General features: G+C 33.3%; 27 protein-coding genes. 15 read left to right on the top strand and 12 right to left on the bottom strand.

Annotated elements, in window-relative coordinates:
- Positions 1-22: 22 nt before the first annotated feature.
- Positions 23-2,404: a TonB-dependent receptor gene (locus J7574_RS16635; RefSeq protein WP_290970990.1), complete on the bottom strand. Its 2,382-nt coding sequence runs from the start codon at positions 2,402-2,404 to the stop codon at positions 23-25.
- Positions 2,405-2,503: 99 nt separating this feature from the next.
- Positions 2,504-3,724 carry a macrolide family glycosyltransferase gene (locus tag J7574_RS16630; protein WP_290970988.1) on the bottom strand — a complete coding sequence of 407 codons (1,221 nt, stop codon included), beginning with the start codon at positions 3,722-3,724 and terminating at the stop codon, positions 2,504-2,506.
- A 107-nt stretch (positions 3,725-3,831) separates the two neighbouring features.
- Between J7574_RS16630 and J7574_RS16625 the strand changes: the two genes are divergently transcribed.
- Positions 3,832-4,773, top strand: a complete 942-nt coding sequence (locus J7574_RS16625; protein ID WP_290970986.1) for a helix-turn-helix transcriptional regulator — start codon at positions 3,832-3,834, stop codon at positions 4,771-4,773.
- Positions 4,774-4,837: 64 nt separating this feature from the next.
- Here the strand turns inward: J7574_RS16625 and J7574_RS16620 are convergent, their stop codons facing one another.
- The 3 genes from J7574_RS16620 to trmD form a co-directional block, all read right to left on the bottom strand.
- Positions 4,838-7,057, bottom strand: coding sequence for an NADP-dependent isocitrate dehydrogenase (locus J7574_RS16620; RefSeq protein ID WP_290970984.1), 2,220 nt, complete (start codon positions 7,055-7,057; stop codon positions 4,838-4,840).
- 283 nt (positions 7,058-7,340) lie between these two features.
- Positions 7,341-7,691, bottom strand: coding sequence for a 50S ribosomal protein L19 (gene rplS, locus J7574_RS16615; RefSeq protein WP_290970982.1), 351 nt, complete (start codon positions 7,689-7,691; stop codon positions 7,341-7,343).
- 216 nt (positions 7,692-7,907) lie between these two features.
- Positions 7,908-8,588, bottom strand: a complete 681-nt coding sequence (trmD, locus tag J7574_RS16610; RefSeq protein WP_111365359.1) for a tRNA (guanosine(37)-N1)-methyltransferase TrmD — start codon at positions 8,586-8,588, stop codon at positions 7,908-7,910.
- Between the two features lie 182 nt (positions 8,589-8,770).
- Between trmD and J7574_RS16605 the strand changes: the two genes are divergently transcribed.
- The 10 genes from J7574_RS16605 to J7574_RS16560 all read left to right on the top strand — a co-directional run bounded on the left by J7574_RS16605 (position 8,771) and on the right by J7574_RS16560 (position 16,284).
- Positions 8,771-9,121 carry a hypothetical protein gene (locus J7574_RS16605; RefSeq protein ID WP_290970974.1) on the top strand — a complete coding sequence of 117 codons (351 nt, stop codon included), beginning with the start codon at positions 8,771-8,773 and terminating at the stop codon, positions 9,119-9,121.
- A gap of 335 nt (positions 9,122-9,456) precedes the next feature.
- A complete protein-coding gene (tnpA, locus tag J7574_RS16600; protein WP_290970971.1) occupies positions 9,457-9,918 on the top strand; it encodes an IS200/IS605 family transposase in 462 nt (153 codons plus the stop codon).
- Positions 9,919-9,931: 13 nt separating this feature from the next.
- Entirely contained in the window at positions 9,932-10,468 is a 537-nt protein-coding gene (locus J7574_RS16595) for an NADPH-dependent FMN reductase (protein ID WP_290970968.1), read from the top strand.
- 31 nt (positions 10,469-10,499) lie between these two features.
- Positions 10,500-11,372, top strand: a complete 873-nt coding sequence (locus J7574_RS16590; RefSeq protein WP_290970965.1) for a sugar phosphate isomerase/epimerase — start codon at positions 10,500-10,502, stop codon at positions 11,370-11,372.
- A 12-nt stretch (positions 11,373-11,384) separates the two neighbouring features.
- On the top strand, positions 11,385-12,287 hold the full coding sequence (locus J7574_RS16585) for an archaemetzincin family Zn-dependent metalloprotease (RefSeq protein WP_290970962.1): 903 nt from the start codon (positions 11,385-11,387) through the stop codon (positions 12,285-12,287).
- A 152-nt stretch (positions 12,288-12,439) separates the two neighbouring features.
- Positions 12,440-13,138: an aspartate/glutamate racemase family protein gene (locus J7574_RS16580; RefSeq protein WP_290970960.1), complete on the top strand. Its 699-nt coding sequence runs from the start codon at positions 12,440-12,442 to the stop codon at positions 13,136-13,138.
- A 93-nt stretch (positions 13,139-13,231) separates the two neighbouring features.
- On the top strand, positions 13,232-13,582 hold the full coding sequence (locus J7574_RS16575; protein WP_290970957.1) for a cupin domain-containing protein: 351 nt from the start codon (positions 13,232-13,234) through the stop codon (positions 13,580-13,582).
- 179 nt (positions 13,583-13,761) lie between these two features.
- Positions 13,762-14,916, top strand: coding sequence for an MFS transporter (locus tag J7574_RS16570; protein WP_290970954.1), 1,155 nt, complete (start codon positions 13,762-13,764; stop codon positions 14,914-14,916).
- A 42-nt stretch (positions 14,917-14,958) separates the two neighbouring features.
- Entirely contained in the window at positions 14,959-15,891 is a 933-nt protein-coding gene (locus tag J7574_RS16565) for a peptidylprolyl isomerase (RefSeq protein ID WP_290970951.1), read from the top strand.
- A 90-nt stretch (positions 15,892-15,981) separates the two neighbouring features.
- The gene (locus J7574_RS16560) at positions 15,982-16,284 is read left to right on the top strand and encodes a cytochrome c (RefSeq protein ID WP_290970949.1); all 303 of its coding nucleotides are present in this window, start codon (positions 15,982-15,984) and stop codon (positions 16,282-16,284) included.
- 105 nt (positions 16,285-16,389) lie between these two features.
- Here J7574_RS16560 and J7574_RS16555 read toward each other — a convergent pair whose 3' ends face one another.
- The 3 genes from J7574_RS16555 to J7574_RS16545 all read right to left on the bottom strand — a co-directional run bounded on the left by J7574_RS16555 (position 16,390) and on the right by J7574_RS16545 (position 18,732).
- Positions 16,390-16,785 (bottom strand): GreA/GreB family elongation factor, encoded by a 396-nt coding sequence (locus J7574_RS16555; protein WP_290970947.1) that lies wholly within the window; start codon positions 16,783-16,785, stop codon positions 16,390-16,392.
- Positions 16,786-17,156: 371 nt separating this feature from the next.
- Positions 17,157-17,711: a thioredoxin family protein gene (locus J7574_RS16550; RefSeq protein WP_290970944.1), complete on the bottom strand. Its 555-nt coding sequence runs from the start codon at positions 17,709-17,711 to the stop codon at positions 17,157-17,159.
- A gap of 127 nt (positions 17,712-17,838) precedes the next feature.
- Entirely contained in the window at positions 17,839-18,732 is an 894-nt protein-coding gene (locus J7574_RS16545) for an alpha/beta hydrolase (RefSeq protein ID WP_290970941.1), read from the bottom strand.
- A 123-nt stretch (positions 18,733-18,855) separates the two neighbouring features.
- On the opposite strand from J7574_RS16545, the gene J7574_RS16540 reads away from it, so the two are divergent.
- Entirely contained in the window at positions 18,856-19,191 is a 336-nt protein-coding gene (locus tag J7574_RS16540) for a tRNA-binding protein (RefSeq protein ID WP_290970938.1), read from the top strand.
- 83 nt (positions 19,192-19,274) lie between these two features.
- Here J7574_RS16540 and J7574_RS16535 read toward each other — a convergent pair whose 3' ends face one another.
- The 4 genes from J7574_RS16535 to J7574_RS16520 form a co-directional block, all read right to left on the bottom strand.
- Positions 19,275-19,823: an alpha/beta hydrolase gene (locus tag J7574_RS16535; RefSeq protein WP_290970935.1), complete on the bottom strand. Its 549-nt coding sequence runs from the start codon at positions 19,821-19,823 to the stop codon at positions 19,275-19,277.
- A gap of 23 nt (positions 19,824-19,846) precedes the next feature.
- Positions 19,847-20,671 carry an alpha/beta hydrolase gene (locus J7574_RS16530; RefSeq protein ID WP_290970933.1) on the bottom strand — a complete coding sequence of 275 codons (825 nt, stop codon included), beginning with the start codon at positions 20,669-20,671 and terminating at the stop codon, positions 19,847-19,849.
- 162 nt (positions 20,672-20,833) lie between these two features.
- Complete coding sequence (locus J7574_RS16525; RefSeq protein WP_177212505.1) at positions 20,834-21,202, bottom strand: PUR family DNA/RNA-binding protein; 369 nt, start codon at positions 21,200-21,202, stop codon at positions 20,834-20,836.
- Between the two features lie 68 nt (positions 21,203-21,270).
- Positions 21,271-23,049 (bottom strand): ABC transporter ATP-binding protein, encoded by a 1,779-nt coding sequence (locus J7574_RS16520; protein ID WP_290970931.1) that lies wholly within the window; start codon positions 23,047-23,049, stop codon positions 21,271-21,273.
- A gap of 204 nt (positions 23,050-23,253) precedes the next feature.
- Between J7574_RS16520 and J7574_RS16515 the strand changes: the two genes are divergently transcribed.
- From J7574_RS16515 to yajC, 3 genes are all read left to right on the top strand, one after another.
- Positions 23,254-24,360, top strand: coding sequence for a Glu/Leu/Phe/Val dehydrogenase (locus J7574_RS16515; RefSeq protein ID WP_290970929.1), 1,107 nt, complete (start codon positions 23,254-23,256; stop codon positions 24,358-24,360).
- A gap of 288 nt (positions 24,361-24,648) precedes the next feature.
- On the top strand, positions 24,649-25,560 hold the full coding sequence (nusB, locus tag J7574_RS16510) for a transcription antitermination factor NusB (protein ID WP_290970926.1): 912 nt from the start codon (positions 24,649-24,651) through the stop codon (positions 25,558-25,560).
- Between the two features lie 126 nt (positions 25,561-25,686).
- Positions 25,687-25,962 carry a preprotein translocase subunit YajC gene (yajC, locus tag J7574_RS16505; RefSeq protein WP_008462186.1) on the top strand — a complete coding sequence of 92 codons (276 nt, stop codon included), beginning with the start codon at positions 25,687-25,689 and terminating at the stop codon, positions 25,960-25,962.
- Positions 25,963-25,964: the final 2 nt, after the last annotated feature.

The following is a 25,964-nucleotide window of genomic DNA, read 5'->3' as shown; positions in this document are numbered from 1 at the left end:
CTTTAGTTTTTGAATTGATTTTTTAAAATTTGAAATTATAGCTAACGGCTGGAACAATTCCGAAAATGGAGGTTTTAACGGCTTCATTTTCTCCTGTATCATTATTTTGACGAAAACTAATTGAAGCTGCGTTCATGCGATTGTAAAGATTGTATATGCTGAAAACCCATTCTCCTTTCCAGTTTCTGTCTTTGTTTTTGTGCGGCGTTAAAGTTGCAGAGACATCCAGATGATGATATGCTGGAAGTCTATTTCCGTTTCGTAATCCATAACTTGGAACCACAATTCCTAAATAGTGATACTGACCGTTCGGATACGTAACTGGCTGTCCCGACTGTAAAGCAAAGTTAGCACCAAAAGACCATTTTTCGTTTAAATTGTAAGAAGATGTAATAGCTAAATTATGTGTTTTATCGTAAGCAGAAGCATACCATTTACCATTGTTAATACCAATTTCTTCCGGAGTTCTTCCAGGGGTTTGCTGCTCAGATCTTGAAATGGTGTACGAAATCCAGCCATTAAATCGACCTTTGTTTTTCTTAACCATCAGCTCTAAACCATACGAGCGCATATGGCCGTTTAAGATAACTTGTTCGATAGCATTGTTAGCTATTAAATCGGCTCCGTCTATATAATCTAACCTGTTTTGTATTTTTTTATAATAAGTTTCTACTTCTAGAGAATAGGCATCGTTGTAAATATTTCTGAAATAGCCTAAAGCCACCTGATCTGCAAGTTGTGGTTTAATGTAATTATCACTCGGCATCCAGACATCGAGCGGAGTAGGAGAAGAGGTATTGGAAATTAATTGAAGGTACTGCGCCATTCTATTGTAACTCGCTTTAAGAGATTGGTCTTCGTTTAATTGATAGGAAATAGAAAAACGCGGTTCAAAATTACCGTAACTCTGAATGACTTTATTTTTTCCGAAATACTTTGTTGAGGTAGGTGTTCCTTTCTCATAAATCTGCATATCAGTATTAAAAACTACTGCTTCGTTATTATCATAATAATTGATGGTAGAAGCTCCTAAACGATAAAATAAGCTGTAGCGTAATCCGTATGCAATAGAAATTTTTTCAGAAAGCTGACTTTCTGCATCTAAATACACAGAAGGCTCAAAAGCATATTTTTTGTCTAATTGGTCTGGATTAATTCCTGAATCTTCGCTACTTGGTTTAATTGTTCCGGGATTAAATTGATAATAGATTCCGTTTAATCCATAGTTAAGTTTTAGCTTATCTGAAATATAATGTTTGAAATCGTATTTGATGTTGTAATTTTTGATTCCAGAATCCCAATTGAAACCAACAAAATCAAGATCTAATCCGTAATAATAATCACTATAAATTAAAGAGAGATTAGAGAATAGTTTATCAGAATACAAATGATTCCATCTCAGGTTTAAAGTCGAATTTCCGTAGGTATTAGTAAAACTCTTATTTAATCTAAAAACATCACGCCCGAAATAACCAGATAAATATAAACTGTTGTTGTCGTTGAGTTTGTAGTTTAATTTGGTGTTTAAATCATAAAAGTAGGCTGCATTGTTTTTATTCTCTTCGGAGAGTTTTAAAAAAAGATGTGCATAGGAAGCCCTTCCGCCAATTAAAAAAGAACCTTTGTCTTTTACAATCGGACCTTCAGCCAATAAACGACTTGAAATTAATCCGATTCCTCCATTCATATGAAAATCTTTACTGCTTCCGTCTTTTTGATAGATTTCTAAAACTGAAGAAGCCCTTCCGCCATAACGTGCTGGAATTCCGCCTTTGTATAATTTTAAATCTTTAATGGCATCAGGATTAAAAACAGAAAAGAATCCGAAGACGTGAGAAGAATTAAAAATAGTGGCTTCGTCTAAAAGAATCAGATTCTGATCTGCACCGCCTCCGCGGACATTAAATCCAGAAGCGCCTTCACCTGCATTGGTAACACCTGGAAGCAATAAAATAGATTTTAAAACATCAACTTCTCCCAAAACAACAGGCATTTTTTTTATCGTTGAAATAGAGAGTTTATTCACGCTCATTTCAGGAGTTTTGATGTTTGATTTGCCTTTGTTTTCTGTAATTATGACTTCTTGCAATTCTTCGCCACCTTCTTTTATGGCGAAATTGATTTTTGTATTTTGATTTAAGTTAATGCTTTTCTGAATGGTTTGATAACCGATGTAACTAACTTCAATCTCATATTCGCCTTTTGGTGCAGAAAGAGAATAGAAGCCATATTCGTTAGTTGTGGTTCCTATTTTTAAAGAAGGAATAAAAATATTGACTCCAATTAAAGTTTCGTTGTTTTTGCTATCGCTAATGGTTCCACTTAGAGTGAATTTTTCCTGCGCAAATGAGGTGAAAATCGTAAGAATAAAAAGAAAAAATGTGCAGGTATTTTTTGTAATCATTATGTTGATTTTGATTTACATAGTTAACAAATTCTACTTCATATTCTTACGGAACTTTTGTTAAACATAAGTTAAGAAAATCATGGTTTTGTTACAGGTTTACTTGTTTTTTAATTTAAATATTTCTTCTGCTGCTTTTTTATAACCGCCTGCACTTTTAAATGAGTCGTTTATCTTGGCACTATTTTCAATGTAGCTTGAAGTTGTTAATATTTTTTCGACTGAATTTTTAATGGTTTCAGCAGTAATTGTATTGGTGTCGAGTACGATTGTAGCTCCAAGTTCTTCAGCACGGTTAGACAGGAAAAACTGATCGGCTCCTAACGGAATTGAAACAAAAGGAACTTTGTAATACAATAAATCGCCCATACTGTTCATTCCGCCATGAGTTATGGCTACAGTGGTGTGTTTTAATATTTCTAATTGTGGCACATAATCCCTGATAATAAAATTTTCGGGAATTTCTGCTTCTGAAAAATTTACTTTATGCGCAGCCATAACCACAACATACTCAGTGTTGGCAAAAGCTTTGAAAAACATGTTGTTTAAATCTGTAGAGTGGTTGCTGAAAATTGTTCCTAAAGAAATGTAAATCACTTTTTTGCCTTCAATTTTTTCAAAAGGGAAGTCCACAGTATATTTCTTTTTATAAACTGGCGGTCCGATAAAAATGAAGCTTTCGTCATAATTTTCCATATTTCTAATAAAATATTTAGACGTATAAACGATATTTAAGTCGCCTTTATTAAACAGCAAATCCATAATATTATCGGGGATTTGTTTTTTGTACTTTGAAATTAGATTTTCTCGTACTTTTTTAAATTCTTGAATAATCTCAGCATTTAACCCAAAAGGCGCTTTTTTCTTAGGTTCTATTTCTGCTTTTGCTTTTTTATTAAACAGTTCGTCTTTAGTTGCAAATACAGCATAAGAAGAAATTGCCGGAATCTGTAAAATTTGAGAAATGAGTTTTGCGTAAGGATAAGCAGCCGAAAAAACGATGTAATCAAAATTTCGATCTCCTATTTCATTTAAAACATCATCTATGAAAATCTCAGGATGTAAAAAAGCACTTGTAAGTCCTGTTAAGGATTTCTTTTTTGATTGCTCTTCATTTGGTTTTACTTCTTTCTTTTGAAAAATATTTAGATCTTCTTTATAGCTTATAAATTCAGCACCTAATTCTTCGATTGATTTTTTGAATTCTTCAGAGCTAAAAAAGGTGACTTTTTCTCCTTGAAGGACTAATTCATTTGCTAAACCCATCATTGGATTCATGTGTCCATGCGATGGAATGCTTAGGAATAATGCTTTTGACATAATTTTTAAATTTTTGTTTCAGCAAAATTAGAATACAATAAAGTGATTAAATAGCTACTTTTGTTTTAAAAATAGTCGTAAACGGTATTTTGTAATAAACGATTCAAATGGGTTTAATAGAAAAACTTGCAGCATTTACCAAAACGAAATCTGATAACGGATTGTTTGTTTTGCCTGAAAGTTATGGTCAGGGTTCTATTAGGTCTTATAATTTTTCTTCTCAAATGAATATGATGATTAGTCAGTGTGAGTTTAAGGAAGAAATGACAATTAGAAGAGCTGGTGGAGATTCTCGAAAAGATGAAATCACTTTTAGTTTTAGGAATTTATTTCAGCAAGATTATAAGAACCCAGCAAATCGGAGTGTTTTAATTCCTTCTGTGCAAGTATCTGCTGGAGATATTGACGTTGAAATTCTGATTCCAAAACAAACAAGAATCAATACAATTGTAATTACAATCCACATGGATTTGCTTAAGGCTTGGATTAATGCACAAGATGAAAATAAATTTTTGGCAAGTATAACATTGAGGGATAAGCCTTATTTATACGATCATATTATTTCGAATGAAATTCAGCAGGTTGCCAATAAAATTGCTTTGACAGATGAAAAGCAGCAATTGAGTCATTTCTATCTGAAGTTAAAAACTGAAGAGATGATTTATCTTTTTCTGTCTGAATTATCAAAAAGAGAAAGTGTGACAAATTATCCTTTAAATGTGTCTGATGTAAAAACAATGTATGCTATAAAAGATTCTTTAAGTGCTGATTTAAGTAATCCTCCTGATTTAGCAAGTCTTGCTTCTTCTTGGAATATGAGCGAAAGTAAAATGAATAAGCTATTCAAACAAATATTCGGAAATAGCATATATAATTATTATCAGGTGCTTCGAATGAATGAGGCCGCTTATTTAATTCGGGAAGAAAAATTATCAGTTTCTGAAACAGGTTATCGATTAGGATTTTCGAATTTAAGCCACTTTTCAAGAATATTTGAAAAACATATAGGAATGAAGCCTAAAAAATATTCTGCAGTCTCTTTTTCTTAAAATAAAAAGGACAACCTTGTGAGTTGTCCTTTTTGTTATTAAGAAATACTAGATGTATTCTGAATTATTTGATTTTAGCAACAATTGCGTTGAAAGTTTCGCTTGGACGCATTGCTTTGCTTACCAATTCTGGAGTTGGCTGGTAGTAACCTCCGATGTTTTGTGGTTTACCTTGAGCACCAATTAACTCAGCATCGATTTTAGCTTCGTTAGCTTCAAATTCAGCTGCGATTGGAGTAAAGATCGCTTTCAATTCTGCATCTTTAGTTTGAGCAGCCAAAGCTTGAGCCCAGTAGAATGCTAAATAGAAGTGAGATCCACGGTTGTCAATCTGACCTACTTTACGAGCTGGAGATTTATCGTTAGCCAAGAATTTATCGTTAGCTTGATCTAAAGTTTCAGATAAAACGATCGCTTTAGAATTGTCTAAAGTTTGTCCTAAATGCTCTAATGAAGCACCAAGAGCTAAAAACTCTCCTAATGAATCCCAACGTAAATATCCTTCTTCTGTAAATTGCTCTACGTGTTTAGGAGCAGAACCTCCAGCGCCAGTTTCGAACAATCCACCACCATTCATTAAAGGAACGATAGAAAGCATTTTAGCAGAAGTTCCTAATTCTAAGATTGGGAATAAATCTGTTAAGTAGTCACGTAAAACGTTTCCAGTTACAGAAATAGTATCTAAACCTTTGATGATTCTGTCTAAAGTAAATTCTGTTGCCGCAACTGGGTTTAAGATTCTAATATCTAAGTTTGTAGTATCGTAGTCTTTAAGGTATTTTTGAACTTTTACGATCAATTCTCTATCGTGTGCTCTGTTTTCGTCTAACCAGAAAACAGCAGGAGTGCTAGATAAACGAGCTCTGTTTACAGCTAATTTAACCCAGTCTTGAATTGGAGCGTCTTTTGCTTGACACATTCTGAAGATGTCATTAGCTTCAACGTTTTGCTCCATTAAAACATTTCCGTTTGCATCAACAACACGAACAACTCCGTCAGCTTTCATTTGGAAAGTTTTATCGTGAGATCCGTATTCTTCTGCTTTTTGAGCCATTAATCCAACGTTAGGAACACTTCCCATTGTTTTAGGATCGAAAGCACCGTGTTTTTTACAGAAATCAATTGTTGCAGTATAAACTCCAGCGTAAGAACGGTCTGGAATTACAGCAAATGTATCTTGAGCTTTTCCTTCTTTGTTCCACATTTGTCCAGAAGTACGGATCATTGCTGGCATAGAAGCATCAACAATTACGTCTGAAGGAACGTGTAAGTTTGTAATTCCTTTATCAGAATTAACCATTGCTAAAGCAGGTCCGTTTGCGATTGCTTGATCGATAGCAGCTTCAACTTCAGCTTGCTCAGGTCTTCCAGCAATTTTAGCATAGATATCACCTAAACCGTTTCTTGTGTCAACGTTTAATTCTTTGAATAAAGTTTCATATTTTTTGAAAACATCTGCAAAATATACTTCAACGATAGCGCCAAAGATAATTGGATCAGAAACTTTCATCATTGTAGCTTTTAAGTGTACAGAAAGTAAAACTCCTGCAGCTTTAGCTTCAGCGATTACATCAGCAGCAAAAGCTTTTAATTTGCTTACGCTTAAAACAGAGCTGTCAATGATTTCGCCCGCTTTTAATGGAGTGCTAGCTTTAAGAACAGTTGAAGTTCCGTCTTTAGCAACAAATTCGATTTTTACATCGTTTGCTTCATTTACAGTTACTGATTTTTCACTTCCGTAAAAATCACCGCCTGACATAGAAGCCACTTTAGTTTTTGAGTCAGCAGACCAAGCACCCATTGAGTGTGGATTTGCTTTTGCAAAGTTCTTAACTGCTCTTGGAGCTCTACGATCAGAGTTTCCTTCACGTAAAACTGGGTTTACAGCAGAACCTAATACTTTTGCATATTTTGCTTTAATTTCTTTTTCAGTATCATTTTTAGGATCTTCAGGATAATTTGGAACATTGTATCCGTGAGATTGTAATTCAGCAATAGCCGCTTTTAATTGCGGTACAGATGCCGAAATGTTTGGTAATTTAATAATGTTAGCTTCTGGCTGAGTTGCTAATTGGCCAAGTTCCGCCAATGCATCTCCAGTTTTTTGAGCATCTGTCAAAGATTCTGGGAAGTTTGATAAAATTCTTCCCGCCAGCGAAATATCTCTGGTTTCGATTTCAATTCCAGCTGTTGCGGTAAAAGCTTGAACAATTGGTAACAAAGAGTAAGTTGCCAATAGAGGCGCCTCATCAGTTAAGGTGTAAAAAATTTTTGATTTTGTCATTTTCTTTTTTTTTTTTATAATCGTATCGTCAGGAGTTAACGATGTAAAAGATATATTCGGCTCAAAATGAGCGGAGCAAATATAGTAAAAACACAACGAAATCGGTTGAGTTTTGATGAGAAAAGACGAAATTAACAGATTGTTATTTCATGCTCGTTAAATTGCTAAATCGATGATTTTGGTATTAAAAAATTACAGTTTTGTTAGCAATGAAATTAGTACATAAAAAAAACTCGTTTCAAACAATATGAAACGAGTTTTTTTATAACAATTTGATAAATGATTATCTTCTTTTATCTTTAATCTTAGCTTTTTTACCAGTAAGTTGTCTGAAGTAGAAAATTCTAGCTCTACGTACGTGACCTTTCTTGTTTACTTCGATTTTTTGTAAAGCTGGTAAGTTTACTGGGAAGATACGCTCAACACCAACAGATCCAGACATTTTACGGATAGTAAAAGTTTCTGTGTTACCAGAACCTCTTCTTTGAATCACAACTCCTTTGAAAAACTGAGTTCTTGTTTTTTCACCCTCTTTAATTTCGTAGAAAACAGTAATAGTGTCTCCAGCTCCGAAATCTGGGAAATCTTTTTTAGCAACGAATTCGTCTTGAACGAATTTTAATAAATCTGCCATGATAATTTAAATTATGGTTTTTATATTAGAACAACATTCACGGATCTCGCCAGAGGTTGGTCAAATTCGGGTGCAAATGTAAAAAATAATTATAAATTATGAATTATAAATTGTAAATTATTTTTAGTTTGTTTTGTTTCAAGTTTAAAGTTTCAAGTTGTTGCTCTCTAGAGTTTTAACTTGAAATAAAAACAACTTTAAATTCTAAACTAAATTTTAATGTCCTTCTAACAAATCTGGACGTCTATTTTTAGTATGTTCATACGCCATGTCTTCACGCCACTTGTCAATTTTAGCCGCGTGTCCGCTAGTTAAAACTTCCGGAACTTTCCAACCTTTATAGTCTGCAGGTCTTGTATATATTGGTCCTGACAATAAATTGTCCTGAAAACTATCTGTCAATGCTGAGGTTTCGTCACTTAAAACACCTGGAATTAATCGGATCAAGGCGTCAGATAAAACTATTGCACCCAATTCTCCTCCCGATAAAACATAATCTCCAATTGAGATTTCTTTTGTAATAAAATGATCTCTCACCCTTTGGTCAACACCTTTATAATGTCCGCATAAAATGATAATGTTTTCATACATCGACATTTTATTCGCCATTTTCTGGTTTAAAGTTTCACCGTCTGGCGACATATAAATTACCTCGTCATATTCGCGCTGACTTTTTAAATGTGTAATACAGTCGTCGATAGGCTGAATTGTCATTACCATTCCTGCACCTCCGCCAAAAGGATAATCATCTACACTTTTTTGTCTATTGGTGCTATAATCGCGAAGGTTGTGAAAATGCACTTCGACCAAACCTTTGTCAATGGCGCGTTTCATAATTGAGGCCTCAAACGGACTTCTTAGTAATTCAGGTAAAAGAGTAATAATGTCAATTCGCATCTTTATTAGATAATTTTCTTGCTGGCAAAGATACAAATAATGCTAAAGAGTCTTTTGGTAATAATTATATAACATACTTATTGAATTATGTAAAATTTAATGTTATAACTTTAGTTATTATTACATCTCTAATAATCAACGAATAACAGCCAAAATCTAAATATAAATCCAACACTTAAATTATGAAAAAAGCAATATTAATACCTGCCGTATTTGCACTTTTTGTATCCTGCGCAAGTACCAATTCAGCAAGCGTTGCTGTCGGTGAAGCCAAATCGAAAGTACTTAGAACTTTAGGAAATCCAGTAAGAACATTAGATAACAAAGAAAATGGAGAAATTCTTGTTTACGCCGATCAGGTTTTTACTGATGGTGGAACATCTTTGGCGGGAGCTAATTACTGGCGTTACAATTATGTGTACGTAAATAAAGAGGGGAAAGTTACTTCTACACGACAAGAAAAACAGAATTATCCTCCTCAGGCAATTGATTCTCAAAAAATGGAAGGATTAAATCTGTTGACTTCTAAATAAAATTTTGTCCCTACGGGACAAAATGAATCGGATTTTGCTTTGGCTACCGATATTTTGTTCCTAACGGAACTATTCTTTTTGTAGATATATCAAATTGAATTGAATTTGTTTTTTTTGCTTGGCTACCAAAATTTTGTTGGCTGAACTAATCTTTTGATCAATATATTAAATTGATTAAAGATTAGTTGTTTCTGATTAACTTTATTTAATAAAATTGAAAGATATTTCTTTCTTTTTATTATGTTTGTACTGCTAAAATGTATTCCGCTAGGAATAAAATATCGGTAGAATAAATAATAAAGTAAAGAATCGATGTCCCGTAGGGACTATATGTAATGGCAAACACATATACACAAATACATATTCATTTTGTTTTTGCTGTCAAGTATAGAAAAGCAATTATTGATGCAAAGTGGAGAGACGAATTGTTTAAATATATTTCTGGAATCATCAGAAATAATAATCATAAACTTTTGGCTATAAACGGAGTTTCAGATCACGTTCATATTTTGGTTGGGGTAAGGCCAGTGCAATCTATATCAGAATTGATGAAAAGTGTAAAGCAAAATTCATCAAAATGGATTAATGAAAATAGATTTATAAATAGTCATTTTGAATGGCAAGAGGGATATGGAGCGTTTTCATACAGTAAATCTCAATTAAGTGCTGTCATAAATTATATTCAAAATCAAGAGCAGCATCATAAACAGAAAACATTTAGGGAGGAGTATATTAATTTTCTTGAAAAATTTGAAGTCGATTATGATGAAAAGTTTATTTTTAAGGAATTAATCTAGTCCTTATTTGAATATGCCTTCAAAAAAAATAAAAATCCTAGCCATATCTGGAAGTACGAGAAGTAATTCTAGTAATTTCAAAATCCTGAAATATGTTTCAAATTACTTAAAACCCGAATTTGAAGTAGAAATATTTGAAGATTTACAATCTCTTCCTCATTTCAACCCAGATTTAGACACAGAAAATCCTCCGCAAGAAATCACTATGTTTAGAAATAAAATAACAAATGCCGATGGTGTTATTATTTGTACGCCCGAATATGTTTTCAGTCTTCCGGGAAGTTTAAAAAATGCTTTAGAGTGGTGCGTTTCAACAACTATTTTTTCAAATAAAAACACGGGCTTGATCACAGCTTCTGCTTCTGGCGAAATGGGACACGAGCAGCTTTTGTTAGTCATGAGAACGTTAGAAGCAAAGTTTAATGATGCAACACAGCTTTTAATTCAAGGAATTAGAGGGAAGGTGAATGCTGAAGGAGAAATTACATCAGAGCAAACTGCAGTAGAACTTCAAAATTTTGCAGAAAACTTTAAGAATCAATTTTTATAATATATTTACTATTTGAAATTTATATCATAAAATGATTAGCAGAAGAAATTTTATCGTAACCACAGGTCTTGCCACTACAGCAGTTTTGGCTTCACCATCATTTGCATTTTCTATGAATAAAAAAGAAATAGGTTTACAGCTATATACGCTTCGTAATGAACTTCCAAAAGACGTAAAAGGAACTTTAGAAAAAGTAGCTAAAGCAGGTTATAACACTGTCGAAACATATGGTTTTTCGACCAAAGATCAGTTTTGGGGGCTAACCCCGAAAGAACTGAAAAAGATTTTGGATGAAAATGGTTTAAAAGCAGTTAGCGGACATTATAATTTAGGAAGTTTTCTCTATGATGGAAACACAGAAGAACTAATCTCGTCAATTGAAGCAGCGAAAATTCTAAAAAACGAATTTCTAACGGTTCCTTGGATTGATGAACCTTTTAGACGAAATATAGAAGATTATAAAAAGATTGCAGCTCGTGTAAATGAAGCAGCAAAAATGTGTAAAAAAGAAGGCTTGAAACTGGCGTATCATAATCATGATTTTGAATTTAAAAAATATAATGGTACTACAGGTTTTGACATTTTATTAAATGAAACCGACAAAGATTTGGTCTTTTTTGAATTGGATTTGTATTGGGTTGTTCATTCAGGAAATGATCCTTTGCAATTATTCAAAGAAAATCCAGGCCGTTTTAAAATGTGGCACGTAAAAGACAAGGATAAAAAAAACAATGATTTGAATACAGAAGTAGGTTCTGGAACAATAGATTTCAAGCCATTATTTGCAGCAGCAAAAAAATCTGGAATGATTCATTTTTTTGTGGAGCAGGAAAATAACTTTGCTTCCAATTCTTTTGAATCTATTAAATCAAGTTGTGATTTTATTTCGAAAAATTTACTCTAGTAAGCCAGGTTTATGAAGAAACTTTTTTTGTTACTATTGGTGGTTTTTTGTTCTTGCGAGTCGAGTAAGAAAGAAAAAGCAAAGCCAAATACAGAGCCAAAGCAAGAACTTAATTTAAAACTAGATCCCTATTTTGTAGCTATAAAAAGTAATGATGTTAAACTTGGCAAACCTATTTTTGGTGATTGGCTTTATTCTCGTAATGAAAAAGGGCAAACTTTTGAACAGTTTATCAGAACAAAACATATTATTCCAACGAAAGAAGAAAACATCATTTATCTGCAGCCTATCGGAGAGTTTAATTCGGTACAGAAGAAACAAATTGAATTAGTTCGTCAATATTTGGAAATATTTTTTCAGTTGCAAACTAAAGTTTTAAAGAAGCTTTCAAATGATATTATTCCGAACAATGCTCGAAGAATTGGTGATGTCGAGCAGGAACAATTTTTAGCAGGTTATATTTTAACTGATGTTCTAAAAGAAGAGAAACCAGATAAGGGAGTTGCTTTAATGGCAATAACAGAAAAAGATTTGTATCCAAAGCCAGAATGGAATTATGTTTTTGGACTAGCCTCCTACAGGGATAAAATTGCGGTAAGCTCGATGTATAGAATGCAAAAAGAAGCAGACTTTAATTTGAGTTTAGGTCGATTATTGAAAATTTGTTCGCACGAAATAGGGCATATGTTTGGTCTGCATCATTGCATTGAAGCCAATTGTGTTATGAACGGCACAAATAGCATGGTAGAAACAGATCGACATTCGATTAGATTGTGTTCACTTTGCCAGAGAAAATTAAATTCGGGTTTTAAATACGATGATGTAAAAAGATTAAAAGAGCTTGAAAAATTTTTTAAAGAGAATAATCTGAATGAAGAATCAGCTTTAATGAAAAAAGATCTTGAAAAAATATAAAAATAAAAAGAAAGGGAATACCAGTAAAGAACTTATATAGAAGACAAAAAATAATTTTACTTTCAATCCTTTTGAATCCATCTTGTAAGTTACAATTAGAAGTTGAAAGTGAAATAAATATCTAAAGAATATCTCATAGAGAAAATAAAGACATGAAAAAATTAGGGCTTGTAGGAGGGATCAGCTGGGTTTCGACAATAGATTATTATCGTTTTATTAATGAAGGAATAAATGAAAAATTGGGAGGACTTGTCTTTGCTGAATGTATTATATATTCTTTGAATTTTGATGATTTTCAGAGAAATAATACAAATGGAGATTGGGATGCTAGTTTTAAATTGCTTTTAAAAGCCTGTAAAAGTTTAGAGAAAAGTGGCGCAGAAGCGATTGTATTATGTGCAAACACAGCACATGCAGTTTCGGACAGACTTGAGAAAGAAATTGCATTGCCAATAATTCATGTTGTTACAGCTACTGCTAACGAAATAAATAAGCTCGGATTGAAAAAAGTTGGTTTATTGGGGACAAAATTTACAATGGAAATGGATTTCTATTTTGATAAATTGGCTGAAAATAATATAGAAGCCATTGTACCTTTTCTTCAGGAAGATAGGGATTTTATTCAAAAGACTTTAAAAGAAGAATTAGGAAGGGGCATAATTTCTGAACAAACTAAGAAAGCTTATCTTTCTATAATTGATGAATTAATTGAGAATGGAGCCGAAGGAATTATTTTGGGATGTACAGAAATTCCGTTGCTACTAAGTCAAGAAGATATTTCTGTACCTGCTTTTGATACAACAAGAATTCATTCTGAAGCGGCGGTGAAATTTGCCGTTTCAGAGAATTAAACTAAACTTGTCAAAAAGAAAAAACACTTGGGTTTTCTAAAAGCATTAGAGATAATTCGAAGGAATTTTGAAATTATAATTAAATAAACGAATATGCAGAATTTAGGAACAAGCAAAGAATTTATAAAAGGCGACGAAATCGAGTGGGAAGTAGTGGGCGAAGGAATCAAACGCAAGATTCTGGCTTTTGACGAAAGAGTGATGCTGGTAAATGTACATTTTGAAAAAGGCGGAATTGGTACTCTACACGATCATTATCATTCACAAGTTACGTACATCTCAAGCGGAAAATTTGATGTAACGATAAGCGGAGTTACTCAAACTTTAAAAGAAGGCGATAGTTTTTATATTCCGCCACACGCTGTGCACGGAGTTGTTTGTCTTGAAGAAGGAATGCTAACAGATGTTTTCAGCCCTGCAAGAGAAGATTTTTTGAACTATTAAAAGTTGAAAAATAAACCATATAAGGCATATAAGAAAATTTAAGCGTTTAGTTTAAATGAACTTATATGACTTATATGGTTTTAAAAAAAAGCTTAAAATTTATACTTTTTTTAAAGTTCTGCTAAAGATTAGAATGGTATTTTTGCAGCATGAATTTATCAAAAACTAATGTACTGTTTATGGCAGTTTGCACTGGTCTTATAGTTGCAAATCTTTATTACTGCCAGCCTTTGATTGTTTTAATTGCCAACGAATTTAAAATTCCTGAAGCCAGCGCCGGAACAATAACCTATCTAACGCAAGCAGGTTATGCAATCGGACTGTTTTTTATGGTGCCGCTTGGCGATAAAATAGAACGAAAAAGGCAAATCTTAATGACCACTTTTGCTACTGTAATTGCTTTATTAATTGCAGCAACGGCCAAAAGTTTTCTTGTTCTGCAAATTGCTTCTCTGCTTATCGGAATCACATCTATTGTGCCGCAGCTTATTCTTCCTCTTGCCGCTTCTTTGAGTGCGCCCGAAGAAAGAGGAAAAGTTGTTGGAACTATTATGAGCGGACTTTTAGTCGGAATTTTGCTTTCGCGAACATTAAGCGGATTCATTGGCCAAGTTTTGGGTTGGAGATCGATGTTTTATATCGCAGCCGGAATTTGTCTTTTGATCTTTTTTGTCATTCAAAGCAAGTTTCCGCAGAACAAACCGCAATTTCAAGGGACTTATGGTCAATTAATTAAATCTTTATTCACGCTTATAAAAACACAACCTGTTTTGCGTGAAGCAACTGCAATCAATGTTTTCAGTTTTGCTCAATTTGGAGCGTTCTGGACCACAATGGTTTTATTGCTTTCTGGAGAGCCATTCCATTTTAATAGCGCCACAATTGGATTGTTCGGAATTGTTGGAGCTTCTGGAGCTTTGGCAGCACCTTTAGTTGGAAGACTGGGAGATAAAGGAAATTCAAGAATTGCAGTGGGTTATGGCTGTTTATTGGTTTTAATCAGTTTCATCACGTTCTATTTTGCTATAGAAAGCGTAATAGGAATTGCTATCGGAATTGTATTTATTGATATCGGAATTCAAGGAGTTCATATTTCAAACCAAACGAGAGTATATTCTTTATTGCCAGAAGCTAGAAACAGGTTGAATACGGTATTTATGTCGCTTACTTTCTTAGGAACAGCTGCAGGATCTGCTTACGGTTTATTACTTTGGAAAATGGGAGGATGGCCAGCTGTAACTATCGGTTGTATGGTTTTATCTTTAATATCATTAACGATTTACGGACTTACTTATAAATCAAAATCTAAAAAGGCAAAAGCACAAATTGATTAAAAAATTAATTTGTAAATTTGCGTTCAAATTAAAAATAACAACATGGAAAACGGAATATACGCTAAATTCAATACTAGCAAAGGTTCAATTTTAGTAAAATTGACACACGATTTGACACCAGGAACTGTAGGTAACTTTGTTGCTCTTGCAGAAGGAAATATGGAAAATAAAGTAAAACCTCAAGGACAAAAATTCTATGACGGATTAACTTTCCATAGAGTAATTGCAGATTTCATGATTCAAGGTGGTTGCCCTAAAGGAACAGGAACTGGAGATCCAGGTTACAAATTTGATGATGAGTTTCACCCAAGTTTAAAACACGATCGTCCAGGAGTTTTGTCTATGGCAAACTCAGGGCCAGGAAGCAATGGTTCTCAATTTTTTATCACGCACGTTCCAACTCCTTGGTTAGATAACAAACATACTGTTTTCGGTCATGTTGTTGAAGGGCAAGATGTTGTAGATGCTGTTGCTCAAGGTGATAATTTAGAGTCTGTTGAGATCATCAGAGTTGGTGAAGAAGCTCAAAAATGGAACGCTATCGAAGCTTTCATTGGTTTAAAAGGTGCTCGTCTAAAAAGAGAAGCAGCTTTAAAAGCAGAATCTGAAGCAAAGATGGAACAATTAGCTGCTGGTTTTGATAAAACAGAAACTGGTTTACGTTATAAAATGATTCAAAAAGGAGACGGTAAAAAAGCTGAGGCTGGTAAAACGGTTTCTGTTCACTACGAAGGATCTTTAGAAAACGGAAAAGTTTTTGATTCTTCTTACCCTCGCAAAAAACCAATCGAATTCAAATTAGGAATTGGACAAGTTATCGAAGGATGGGACGAAGGTATTGCTTTATTGCAAGTTGGAGACAAAGCTCGTTTTGTAATTCCTTCAGATTTAGCTTACGGACCATCTGGTGCAGGAGGAGTTATCCCGCCAAATGCAACTTTGATTTTTGACGTTGAATTAATGGACGTAAAATAAGACTTTAGAAACAATTTAGTATTGTTATAAATAGAATCCCGTATGCCAAGGCATATGGGATTTTTTTATATTTACTAAAAAATAAAGCCAATGAAAAATATATTAATCCTTGCAGGACTTGCCTTATTTATGGTTTCTTGCGGAAGTAAGAAAGCAGCTCCTGTAGCATCTGCGCCAGCTAGTGCAACGGCAAAAGCTGTAGCATTAACACCTGAATTAGAAGCGGGTAAAAGTTTATACGAAAATAATTGTGCAAAATGCCACAAATTGTTTGAGCCGAAAAAGTTTACAAAGGAAGAATGGACGCCAATTTTGGTAAAAATGGGTAAAAAAGCAAAATTAGATGAAGCTCAAATGGTTTCAGTTACAAATTATATTGATTCGCAATTGTAATTTTTGTTTGAGATAAAAGCATAAAAAAACTGTTCAATCGAACAGTTTTTTTATTTTCAAATAGATATAAAAAAAACACCGTCACAGAATGAGGTGTTTGAAAAATTAGGAATGATGTACAGCCGAATTATCTACAGCAACTACTTTTAAAGTTTTAACTCCAGCAGGCAATTCCCAGTCTACTTCGTCATTTTCTTTAAAACCAATAATAGCGACACTTAGAGGTGCTAAAATTGATATTTTGGACTGTTTTACGTCTGCAGCAGAAGGTAATACGATTTGAATTTTCATCTGCTTCTTTGCTTTTACATCTTCAATTGTTACAAAAGAATTAATTCTTATCACTGTGCTGTCAAGTTCGCTTTCCTTACTAATTACAGCGCGATCTAATTCTTGCGAAAGCTGATTGGCTTCTTTAGTATTTGTTGAATTTTTACTTTTTAAAATCAATTCTCTTAGAAACTGATAATCTGATTTAGAGAAAGTGGGTGTTGGTTTCATATCTATTTGAATTTATTGTTATAAAATTTTTTAAATGGTTTATTCTTCCTTTGAGATTATTAGAAAATAAATGATTTGTAGTCTTTTGGACTAAAATATTTAAATGGAAAAACAAAAAAATATCTGATCAAAAATGAATTTTGTCAAATAAATGATTCGTTAAGCTGATGTAAATCCTCCGTCAAAAAGAAGAAAAAAGTGAAATAGACGGAGGCCTAAAAAATAAAGGCCTTATTATGCGAAATAATTACAGCAGGAAGCGGTTTTGCTATGCAAAACGGCTTTATAGAGACTGTAAGTGGTGTTCTATTTCCCATAAGGAGTAAAATTGAACGGCAAATATACGTAATTTTTTTGAATTTAATGCGTATTTACTTCCATTTTATGCCACAGCCCAGACTTGGTTTCTGCGGTTCTTTCAAACTTCTGTTGTAAATTAAGGCATCTATAGCACCTCTTAGATCGCTTCCGCTAAGAGGAATTCCGTTGCCTGGTCTTGAATCATCCAATTGTCCGCGGTAGAATAATCTGTCTTGATTATCAAATAAATAGAAATCTGGAGTGCAAGCTGCTTGATAGGCTTTTGCTGTTTCTTGACTTTTATCATACAAATAAGGAAAATCAATTTTATTCTCTATGGCAAATTCGGTCATTAATTCTGGACTATCCTGCGGATATTTCACAACATCATTGCTCGAAATGGCGACAACTCCTAAACCCTGTACGCGATAATCGTTGGCAATCATGACAATTTCCTTGATAACGTGATGTACAAATGGGCAATGGTTACAGATAAACATCACCAAAGTGCCTTTAGAACCTTTTAAATCCTCAAAAGAAAAAGTGTCATTAGAATTGGTGTCTTTTAAATAAAAATCAGGAGCAATTGTTCCTAATGGAAGCATTGTTGATTCTGTTCGTGCCATTTTTTCTGAAATTTGATTCCCAAAAATAGCTTTAAAAATCTGTAAATAAAAGAGCACAAGAATAAAAAATATCCAAAAAAGCAGTTAGCTGCCAGAGCTTGCTTCTTTGGATACTTTTTTTAGTTTTTTAGGAATTCAAAAATTCCAATAAGTCTTCGTTAAGCTTATCTCTATCGGTGTAAAAAAGACCGTGCGGTGCTCCTGAATATTCGATATAAGTATTGTTTGCTATAGATTTTGCCGCTTTTCTTGAAGTAAGATCAATTGGCACAATTTTATCGTCGTCTCCATGAATGATAAGAGTTGGAACTTTAATAAAATCGAGTTCTTCTCTAAAATCGGTATAAGAAAAAGATTCAGCGCATTTTAAAGTAGCTCGAGGAGAAGCAGCAGAACATAGATTTCTGTAATATTCTAATAAAGGCGTGCTAACGGGTTTGTTGATAATGTTTACGCCAAAAAACGTTTTTCCAAAATTATCTACAAACGCGATTCTATCTTCTTTGATGGCTGCTGCGGTATTTTCACTTTTTTCTTTCGGGTGGCCATCAGGATTATCGTGAGTTTTTAAGAGAAAAGGAATAATTGATGAAATCAAAGCAGCTTTGGTGACGCCTTTTCCGCCATGACGGCTAAAATAACGAACCACTTCACCGCCACCCATTGAAAATCCAACAATCGTTACATCTTCCAACTCCAGCTGTTCGATAATTTCTTTAAGATCATCTGCCAAAGTATCATAATCGTAACCATCCCAAGGCTGAGAAGATTTCCCGAAACCTCGACGGTCGTAAGCAATAACGCGAAAATTGTTCTGCACTAAATGGTCTATTTGATATTCCCACATTTCGTTAGAAAGCGGCCATCCATGTATAAGGATTACAGGTTTACCTTGGCCGTAATCTTTAACGTATAGTCGTACATTTTGTGCTACTTCTATATATTTATCCGTGTGAACCTGTTTTAAATTAGATTCAAAATCTTTAATTGACATGCACGCATTTGGTTCAGTATGTTCCATGTTTATATGTTTTTCGTTTAGCTACTAGTTCTTATCGTAAAATTAGAGCGTTGGCAAAAGAAAAGGTTATAGAATTAGGCGCATTAATTACAAAATTTATAGGTTTGTAATAAAAGATTAAAAATGGATTTAACTTGGAGCGAATTTGGAAGAACCGATATGCGCGTCGGAACTATTATAGAAGTAAACGATTTTCCTGAAGCCAGAAAACCAGCTTTTCAACTAACCATTGATTTTGGTTCAGAAATAGGAATTAGAAAATCTTCGGCACAAATAACTAAAAGATATCAGAAAGAAGATTTAGTAAATCGCCAGATTGTGGCGGTAGTGAATTTTCCGAAAAAACAAATCGGAAAGTTTATGAGCGAATGTTTGGTACTTGGCGCTGTAGGCGAGGAGGGAGATGTTATTTTATTAGCTCCCGATTTTAAAATTCCAAACGGACTGCGTATTGGGTGAAGTGTTCAGTGATCAGATTTTTAGTGTTTAGTTATTAAACTCATTGAGAGAACTGAATACTAAAAATCTGATCACTGATTACTTTAAGAATTTATTTTATCAATTAATTGCTGTAAAATCAACTGCCCTTCTTCCCAATATTTTAAATCAGAATCGGAGTTGATGTGGCCTTGTTTTCCGATATTAACAAAATCGCTTCCCCATTTTTCTGCGAAGTAATTCTTTCTTTCAAAAGAAGCATACGGATCATTTTCGCTTGCTACAACTACAGATGGGAAAGGTAATTTATAAAGAGGCATTGGCGAAAAATTTCTGATGCTCTCTGGTGTGTGTTCTGGCGAATCTACATCTGCTGGTGCAACCAGAAAGGCGCCAATAATATTTGGATTGTTGTATTTTTCTGCCCAATGCAAAACCAATGAAACAGCCAAGCTGTGCGCTACTAAAATAGTAGGTTCGCTAAGTTTTAAAATATTCTCGTTTAATCTATCAAGCCATTCTTCTCGAATCGGTTCATCCCAATTGTCTTGTACAACACGAATTGAGTTTTCGAATTTCTTATGCCAAAAAGTTTGCCAGTGTTTTTCTCCAGAATCTCCAAGTCCTGGTATAATTAATAGTTGTGTCTCCATTGCCGTGGATTTTTATTTAGTGATTATTTTTTGCGTTCTTTTAAAATTCGGTTTACTTCATTAACCAAAAGCGGAAAACCAGGTTCTGTCATTCCGTGGCCGTAGCCGTCCAATTCATATAATTTAGTTTGCGTGTGTCCAACCAACTTCATCATTCTGGCCATATATGCGTTTTCTTCATAGCGTCCCAACATTTCCAATTCACGATCTCCTGTAATTAACAATAAAGGCGGAGCATCGGCACGAACGTGGTATAGAGGAGCAAATTCGTCAATTTTTGGCTGTTTTTCTGGAATTCCGTTTTCTCTTCTAATTTCGAAATGTGTAATGCATTGTCCGCTAAACGGAATAAGTCCTGCAATTTGATTGGCATCGATATTTTCTTTTTGAAGCCATTTTTTATCCAAGCCAATCATCATTCCCAAATATCCTCCTGCGGAATGTCCAGAAACAAAAATCTGAGATTTGTCTCCGCCATAATTGGCAATATTATTGAAAGTCCAAGCAACTGCAGCTGCGGCATCTTCAATCGCTTTTGCCGCTTTTGCTTTTGGCGACAATCTATAGTTTACGCCAATAATAGCAAAACCTTTATTTTTTAAAGCTTCTGGAATTTCTTTGTTTCCGCCAGTTAATCCTCCGCCGTGAAACCACACAATGGTAGCAAATCCAGTTTTATTTTTCGGATAATAAATATCTAAAACACATCTTTCGCTAATATATTTATCTGCTTTATTTGCAGCTGCATTATAATATTGAATATTATTTTTCGTTTCATATTCTATATTCTGAGCAGAAAGAGAAATTCCAAAGAAAACGAAACTTAAAAGAAGAATTAATTTTTTCATTTTTTGTTAGTTAAGAGTAAAATGTAATTTGTGAAATGTTACAAGTGAGATGAAGTGAATGATGCATCTCACATTTTACAAATCGCATCTCACAAATAAATATATAAAAAAAGCCCAAAATGCAGAACAAATTGGACTCCTACTTATAGGGATGATTTTTGATTAAATATCGTCAAAATCAATATCTGTAAAACTAGATCTTTGGCTTTCAGATTTTTCAGAACTGTATTCTTTTTTAAAATCTTTTTGGTGTCTTTCAGAAATAACTTCTTCTCCTTTGTGGTTTAAAACATAAGAAGTCATTTCTTCTAATATTTCAGAGAATGCACTAAAATCTTCTTTGTATAAATAGATTTTGTGTTTTTTGAAGTGAAAAGAACCATCTTCCTCAGTAAATTTTTTGCTTTCGGTAATAGTAATGTAATAATCATCAGCTTTGGTAGCTCTCACATCAAAGAAATAAGTTCTTCTTCCTGCGCGTAATACTTTAGAAAAAATCTCTTCTTTTTCTAACATGTCATTTTCTCTCATAATACGTTCTATCATTTTTGGAATTAATAGTACTCAAAAATCATAAAAAATTATCTATTACGCAACAATTAAAGTAATTCTTTTTCCGAAAGTTGTTTTAAATATAACGCCGAATAATATCCCTCTTGATTTATTAATTGATTATGAGAGCCTTGTTGAATTATGCGACCATCTTCGAGAATAATAATTTTGTCTGCATTCTTTGCAGAAGATACTCGATGACTCACAATTATGGTGGTTTTGTCTTTAGAAATTTCAAACAAATTATTCAAAATCATTTCTTCGGTTTCGGTATCAACTGCAGACAAACAGTCGTCAAAAAGTAAGATTGCAGGATTTTTTATAATCGCTCTTGCAATAGAAACACGCTGTTTTTGCCCTCCCGAAAGTGTAATCCCTCTTTCTCCTAAAATGGTGTCATATTGTTTGTTAAAAGCAATAATGTTGTCGTGAACAACGGCATTTTTTGCCGCCTCGATCACTTCTTCATCCGTTGCATTTTGATTTCCGAATTTGATATTGTTTTTAATCGTGTCCGAAAATAAGAAAGCATCTTGAGGCACGATTCCGATATTATTGCGAAGATCATTTAAGTTTAAAGTGCTGATTTCGTTTTCATCAATTTTAATTTCGCCGTCTGTCACATCATACAATCTTGAAATCAAAGAAAGAATCGTCGATTTTCCAGAACCTGTTTTTCCTAAAATGGCGAGCGTTTCTCCTTTTTTAACCGTAAAAGAAACATTTTTCAAGGCTTCGATATTAGTATCTTTATAAGTAAAAGAAACATTTTCGAAAGCAATATATCCTTGTATTTCTGACGAATCTTCGTTGTTGTTTTTAATTTCTGGTTCAATTTTCAAAAATTCGTTCAAACGTTTTTGCGAAGCTTCTGCTTCTTGTACCATAGAAGAAACCCATCCTAAAGAAGCTACGGGCCAGGTTAGCATATTTACATATAATATAAACTCGGCAATGGTTCCGATATTCGGAATGCTTCCGTTAATGTACATCACGCCTCCAAAATAAATAACCACCAAATTACTAATTCCGATAAGGGCAATCATCAACGGACCAAATAAAGATTGTACTCTAGCCAGACTTAAACTTTTGCGTTTGCTTTCTTCCGCCAGATCAACCATATTATTTTGATGCTGATTTTCTAAAGAATATGCTTTTATAACGCGAATTCCTGAAAAAATTTCTTGCGTGAAACTCGAAACTTTAGAAAGATATTGCTGGAAAGTCGTGCTTCGTTTATTGATTTCAGAGCTTAGTTTAAAAATGCAATACGAAAGTATCGGCAGTGGCAATATAGTATATAAAGTAAGAAGTGGCGATACATTATACATATATATGATAACGATAGCAAAACGAATAAATGTATTAATAGTATACATTACCGCTGGACCAACGTACATACGAACTTTAGAAACGTCTTCGCTAATGCGATTCATCAAGTCTCCGGTTCTGTTTTGTTTGTAAAAATTCTGAGAAAGATTTTCGTATTGTCTGAAAACTTCATTTTTTAAATCAAATTCTATATGACGAGACATTACAATTAAAGTCTGGCGCATTAAAAAGGTTAAAAAACCAGCAACAATCGTAGTTCCGATGATAAGTAGCACATTATGAATGAGATCCTGATGAAAACCTGCAATCACGGTTTCAGAATTTTGCTCTGAAATAGAAAGTTTATCAAAACTCTCAATAGCGTTTAAAGACTTGCTAATGAGCTTTGGAGTGAATAAAGAAAATATTTGTGCGATTATGGTTATTAAAATACCTGCTGAAAAACTATATTTATACTTAATGAAATATTTGTTTAAATAGCTTAATTCTTTCATTTTTTTAAGAAATGTGATATTGAATTGATTTGTATTTAAGAATTATTATCAAATAAAATTATAATAATTTGCGATTTAATCAAAACAATAATATTGTAAAATTGTTATTTAATAGATAAAAAATTAGCACATGTGTATTTTTTAATTATGTTTGAGAAGTCTTTTTGACGAATTCGTAATTTTAACCTAATTAATACTAGCGCTATGGATGCAACTTTCGCAACTGGAAAGGAACTTCAAAAAATGGATCCTGTTTTTGGTCAATTATCTTTTGACGATCACGAACAAATTGTATTTTGCAATGACAAAGATACAGGTTTAAAAGCAATTATTGGTATTCATAATTCGGTTATGGGACCAGCTTTGGGAGGAACCAGAATGTGGAATTATAACACAGAATGGGAAGCTTTAAATGATGTTTTACGCCTTTCAAGAGGTATGACTTTTAAATCGGCTATTACTGGACTAAATATTGGTGGAGGTAAAGCGGTTATTATTGGTGATGCAAAAACACAAAAAACACCTGAATTGATGCGTAAGTTTGGTGAATTTGTTCACTCACTTAGCGGAAGATATATTACAGCAGAAGATGTCGGAATGGAAACTAAAGACATGGATACTGTAAGAGATGTAACACCTTATGTAACGGGTATTTCTGAAGAAAGAGGAGGTTCTGGAAACCCTTCTCCAGTTACAGCTTATGGTGTTTATTTAGGTATGAAAGCTGCTGCTAAAAGTCAGTTTGGAACTGATGTCTTAGATGGTAAAAAAGTTTTGGTACAAGGAATTGGACACGTGGGTGAAACTTTAGTGGATTATTTAACTAAAGAAGGAGCACAGGTAACGATTTCTGATATTAACGAAGAAAAATTATACCAAGTTGCTTCAAAATACAATGCAACAATTTATACTGGTGAAGATTTATATGCTGCAGATGTTGATATCTATGCGCCATGTGCGATGGGAGCAACAATCAACGATAATACAGTAGATAAAATTAAAGCTAAAGTTATTGCTGGTGCTGCCAACAATCAATTAGCTGATGAGAATGTTCACGGAGCAAGATTGCAAGAAAGAGGAATTTTATATGCTCCAGATTTCTTAATCAACGCTGGTGGAATTATCAATGTTTATGCTGAATTAGCAAACTACGGTAAAGCTGAAATCATGAGCAAAACAGAAAATATCTACAATACAACTTTAGAGATTATTGATTTCGCTGCTAAAAACGGAATCACAACACATAGAGCGGCTCTTACTATTGCACAAAATCGTATTGACCAAAGAAGAATCGAGAACGCTGCTAAATAATTTTTAGTGTTCAGCATTCACTCTTTAAGTGTTCAGTCTTAAGATTGACATTTAGAGGACTAGAGTAAAAAAAGTCTCATTTTTAGTTTTTCTGAAAATGAGACTTTTTTATTTTCAAAACTGACCACTCAAAAACTGCACACTGACCACTTTTCCTCAGTTTTTCTCAAAATAAACGTTTTTTTAATGTGTAAATTTTAAAATATGCTTCAAAAGTTATACTTTTGCAGACTAATTTTTAAATGTTCTTACACGGTGGTAAATAGAAGACACATACGCGTTAAAGTAATGCAATCCATTTATGCAATGCATCAAAGCGGTTCTGATAACATGGAAAAAGAGGAGAAATTCCTTTTTTACAGCATTGATAATATTCAGGACTTATACCTTATAATGCTTTCTTCATTGATAGAAATTTGTAAAAAAGAAGCTGTCTATTTGCATCTGTCAAGTAAAAAACACCTTGCTACTGCAGCAGAACGTAACCCAAACGAAAAATTTATCAAAAACAAAATTTTTCAACTCCTTGCCGAAAGCAACTCTCTTAGCATCGCTTTAGAAAATCGTAAAATCAATAATTGGTCTTTAAACGACGATTATATCATTTTGCTTTTAAATGATGTTAAAGAAAGCGATATCTACAAAAAATACATGAGCAATAACGTAAACACGTTTGAAGAAGACAGACAATTTATTATTGATTTGTTTGAAAATGTTATTGTGCCAAATGAAAAATTATACGAGTATTTAGAAGACGATAAATTAACTTGGGTTGATGATATTCCGGTTGTAAACACTCATATTATTAAACAATTGAAGGCTATTAAAACCGAAGATTCAGACGATTTTAGAGTGCCTAGATTGTATAAAGATGTTGAAGATAAAGATTTTGCAAAAGATTTGTTTAGAAGAACAATTTTGAACGAAACGGCTTTTGCAAAAGAATATGAAGATAAAACGCCAAATTGGGACAGCGATCGTATTGCAGAAATTGATACGATTATCTTGAAAATGGCCATTTGCGAGTTTATAAAATTCCCTTCAATTCCTGTAAAAGTAACTCTTAACGAATATTTAGAAATTGCAAAAGAATATTCTACACCAAAAAGTAGTATTTTTATCAACGGAATTTTAGATAATCTCGTTAAAGAATTGACTGCCAATAAAAAAATGGTAAAAGTAGGAAGAGGGTTAATGTAAGAGATATTTAAAATGTCAATATTTTAAATTCCAAAAACCAAAAACCAAACTTCAATTGCTGACGCAAATGAAGTCGAAGAGCAAAAAAAAAGAATATTAAATATAAATCAAAAACAAATTTAAATTATGGGACAATTATCTCAATTTGCGCCATTCCTTTTAATGTTTGTGGTAATCTATTTCTTCATGATTAGACCACAGCAAAAAAGAGCTAAAAACGAAAAAGAATTTGAAAGCAACCTAAAAGTAGGTGATAAGATAGTAACAAAAAGTGGTTTCCACGGTAAAATTGCTGAACTAGCAGAAACTACTGTTGTAATCGAAACAATGTCTGGAAAATTAAAATTAGAGCGTTCTGCAATCTCTTTAGAATTGAGCGCTGCTTTGAATAAAAAAGCTTAAGC

The sequence above is a fragment of the Flavobacterium sp. genome (genome assembly GCF_017744675.1).
In the GTDB taxonomy this organism is placed as follows: domain Bacteria; phylum Bacteroidota; class Bacteroidia; order Flavobacteriales; family Flavobacteriaceae; genus Flavobacterium.
The sequence above is the reverse complement of the archived record's forward strand: the minus strand, read 5'-3'. Positions and strand labels throughout refer to the sequence as shown.

Bases quoted from the DNA above. Each gene is read 5' to 3' on its own strand.
- J7574_RS16635 (WP_290970990.1), bottom strand. From the start codon at position 2,404: ATGATTACAAAAAATACCTGCACATTTTTTCTTTTTATTCTTACGATT.
- J7574_RS16630 (WP_290970988.1), bottom strand. From the start codon at position 3,724: ATGTCAAAAGCATTATTCCTAAGCATTCCATCGCATGGACACATGAAT.
- J7574_RS16625 (WP_290970986.1), top strand. From the start codon at position 3,832: ATGGGTTTAATAGAAAAACTTGCAGCATTTACCAAAACGAAATCTGAT.
- J7574_RS16620 (WP_290970984.1), bottom strand. From the start codon at position 7,057: ATGACAAAATCAAAAATTTTTTACACCTTAACTGATGAGGCGCCTCTA.
- rplS (WP_290970982.1), bottom strand. From the start codon at position 7,691: ATGGCAGATTTATTAAAATTCGTTCAAGACGAATTCGTTGCTAAAAAA.
- trmD (WP_111365359.1), bottom strand. From the start codon at position 8,588: ATGCGAATTGACATTATTACTCTTTTACCTGAATTACTAAGAAGTCCG.
- J7574_RS16605 (WP_290970974.1), top strand. From the start codon at position 8,771: ATGAAAAAAGCAATATTAATACCTGCCGTATTTGCACTTTTTGTATCC.
- tnpA (WP_290970971.1), top strand. From the start codon at position 9,457: ATGGCAAACACATATACACAAATACATATTCATTTTGTTTTTGCTGTC.
- J7574_RS16595 (WP_290970968.1), top strand. From the start codon at position 9,932: ATGCCTTCAAAAAAAATAAAAATCCTAGCCATATCTGGAAGTACGAGA.
- J7574_RS16590 (WP_290970965.1), top strand. From the start codon at position 10,500: ATGATTAGCAGAAGAAATTTTATCGTAACCACAGGTCTTGCCACTACA.
- J7574_RS16585 (WP_290970962.1), top strand. From the start codon at position 11,385: ATGAAGAAACTTTTTTTGTTACTATTGGTGGTTTTTTGTTCTTGCGAG.
- J7574_RS16580 (WP_290970960.1), top strand. From the start codon at position 12,440: ATGAAAAAATTAGGGCTTGTAGGAGGGATCAGCTGGGTTTCGACAATA.
- J7574_RS16575 (WP_290970957.1), top strand. From the start codon at position 13,232: ATGCAGAATTTAGGAACAAGCAAAGAATTTATAAAAGGCGACGAAATC.
- J7574_RS16570 (WP_290970954.1), top strand. From the start codon at position 13,762: ATGGCAGTTTGCACTGGTCTTATAGTTGCAAATCTTTATTACTGCCAG.
- J7574_RS16565 (WP_290970951.1), top strand. From the start codon at position 14,959: ATGGAAAACGGAATATACGCTAAATTCAATACTAGCAAAGGTTCAATT.
- J7574_RS16560 (WP_290970949.1), top strand. From the start codon at position 15,982: ATGAAAAATATATTAATCCTTGCAGGACTTGCCTTATTTATGGTTTCT.
- J7574_RS16555 (WP_290970947.1), bottom strand. From the start codon at position 16,785: ATGAAACCAACACCCACTTTCTCTAAATCAGATTATCAGTTTCTAAGA.
- J7574_RS16550 (WP_290970944.1), bottom strand. From the start codon at position 17,711: ATGGCACGAACAGAATCAACAATGCTTCCATTAGGAACAATTGCTCCT.
- J7574_RS16545 (WP_290970941.1), bottom strand. From the start codon at position 18,732: ATGGAACATACTGAACCAAATGCGTGCATGTCAATTAAAGATTTTGAA.
- J7574_RS16540 (WP_290970938.1), top strand. From the start codon at position 18,856: ATGGATTTAACTTGGAGCGAATTTGGAAGAACCGATATGCGCGTCGGA.
- J7574_RS16535 (WP_290970935.1), bottom strand. From the start codon at position 19,823: ATGGAGACACAACTATTAATTATACCAGGACTTGGAGATTCTGGAGAA.
- J7574_RS16530 (WP_290970933.1), bottom strand. From the start codon at position 20,671: ATGAAAAAATTAATTCTTCTTTTAAGTTTCGTTTTCTTTGGAATTTCT.
- J7574_RS16525 (WP_177212505.1), bottom strand. From the start codon at position 21,202: ATGAGAGAAAATGACATGTTAGAAAAAGAAGAGATTTTTTCTAAAGTA.
- J7574_RS16520 (WP_290970931.1), bottom strand. From the start codon at position 23,049: ATGAAAGAATTAAGCTATTTAAACAAATATTTCATTAAGTATAAATAT.
- J7574_RS16515 (WP_290970929.1), top strand. From the start codon at position 23,254: ATGGATGCAACTTTCGCAACTGGAAAGGAACTTCAAAAAATGGATCCT.
- nusB (WP_290970926.1), top strand. From the start codon at position 24,649: ATGCAATCCATTTATGCAATGCATCAAAGCGGTTCTGATAACATGGAA.
- yajC (WP_008462186.1), top strand. From the start codon at position 25,687: ATGGGACAATTATCTCAATTTGCGCCATTCCTTTTAATGTTTGTGGTA.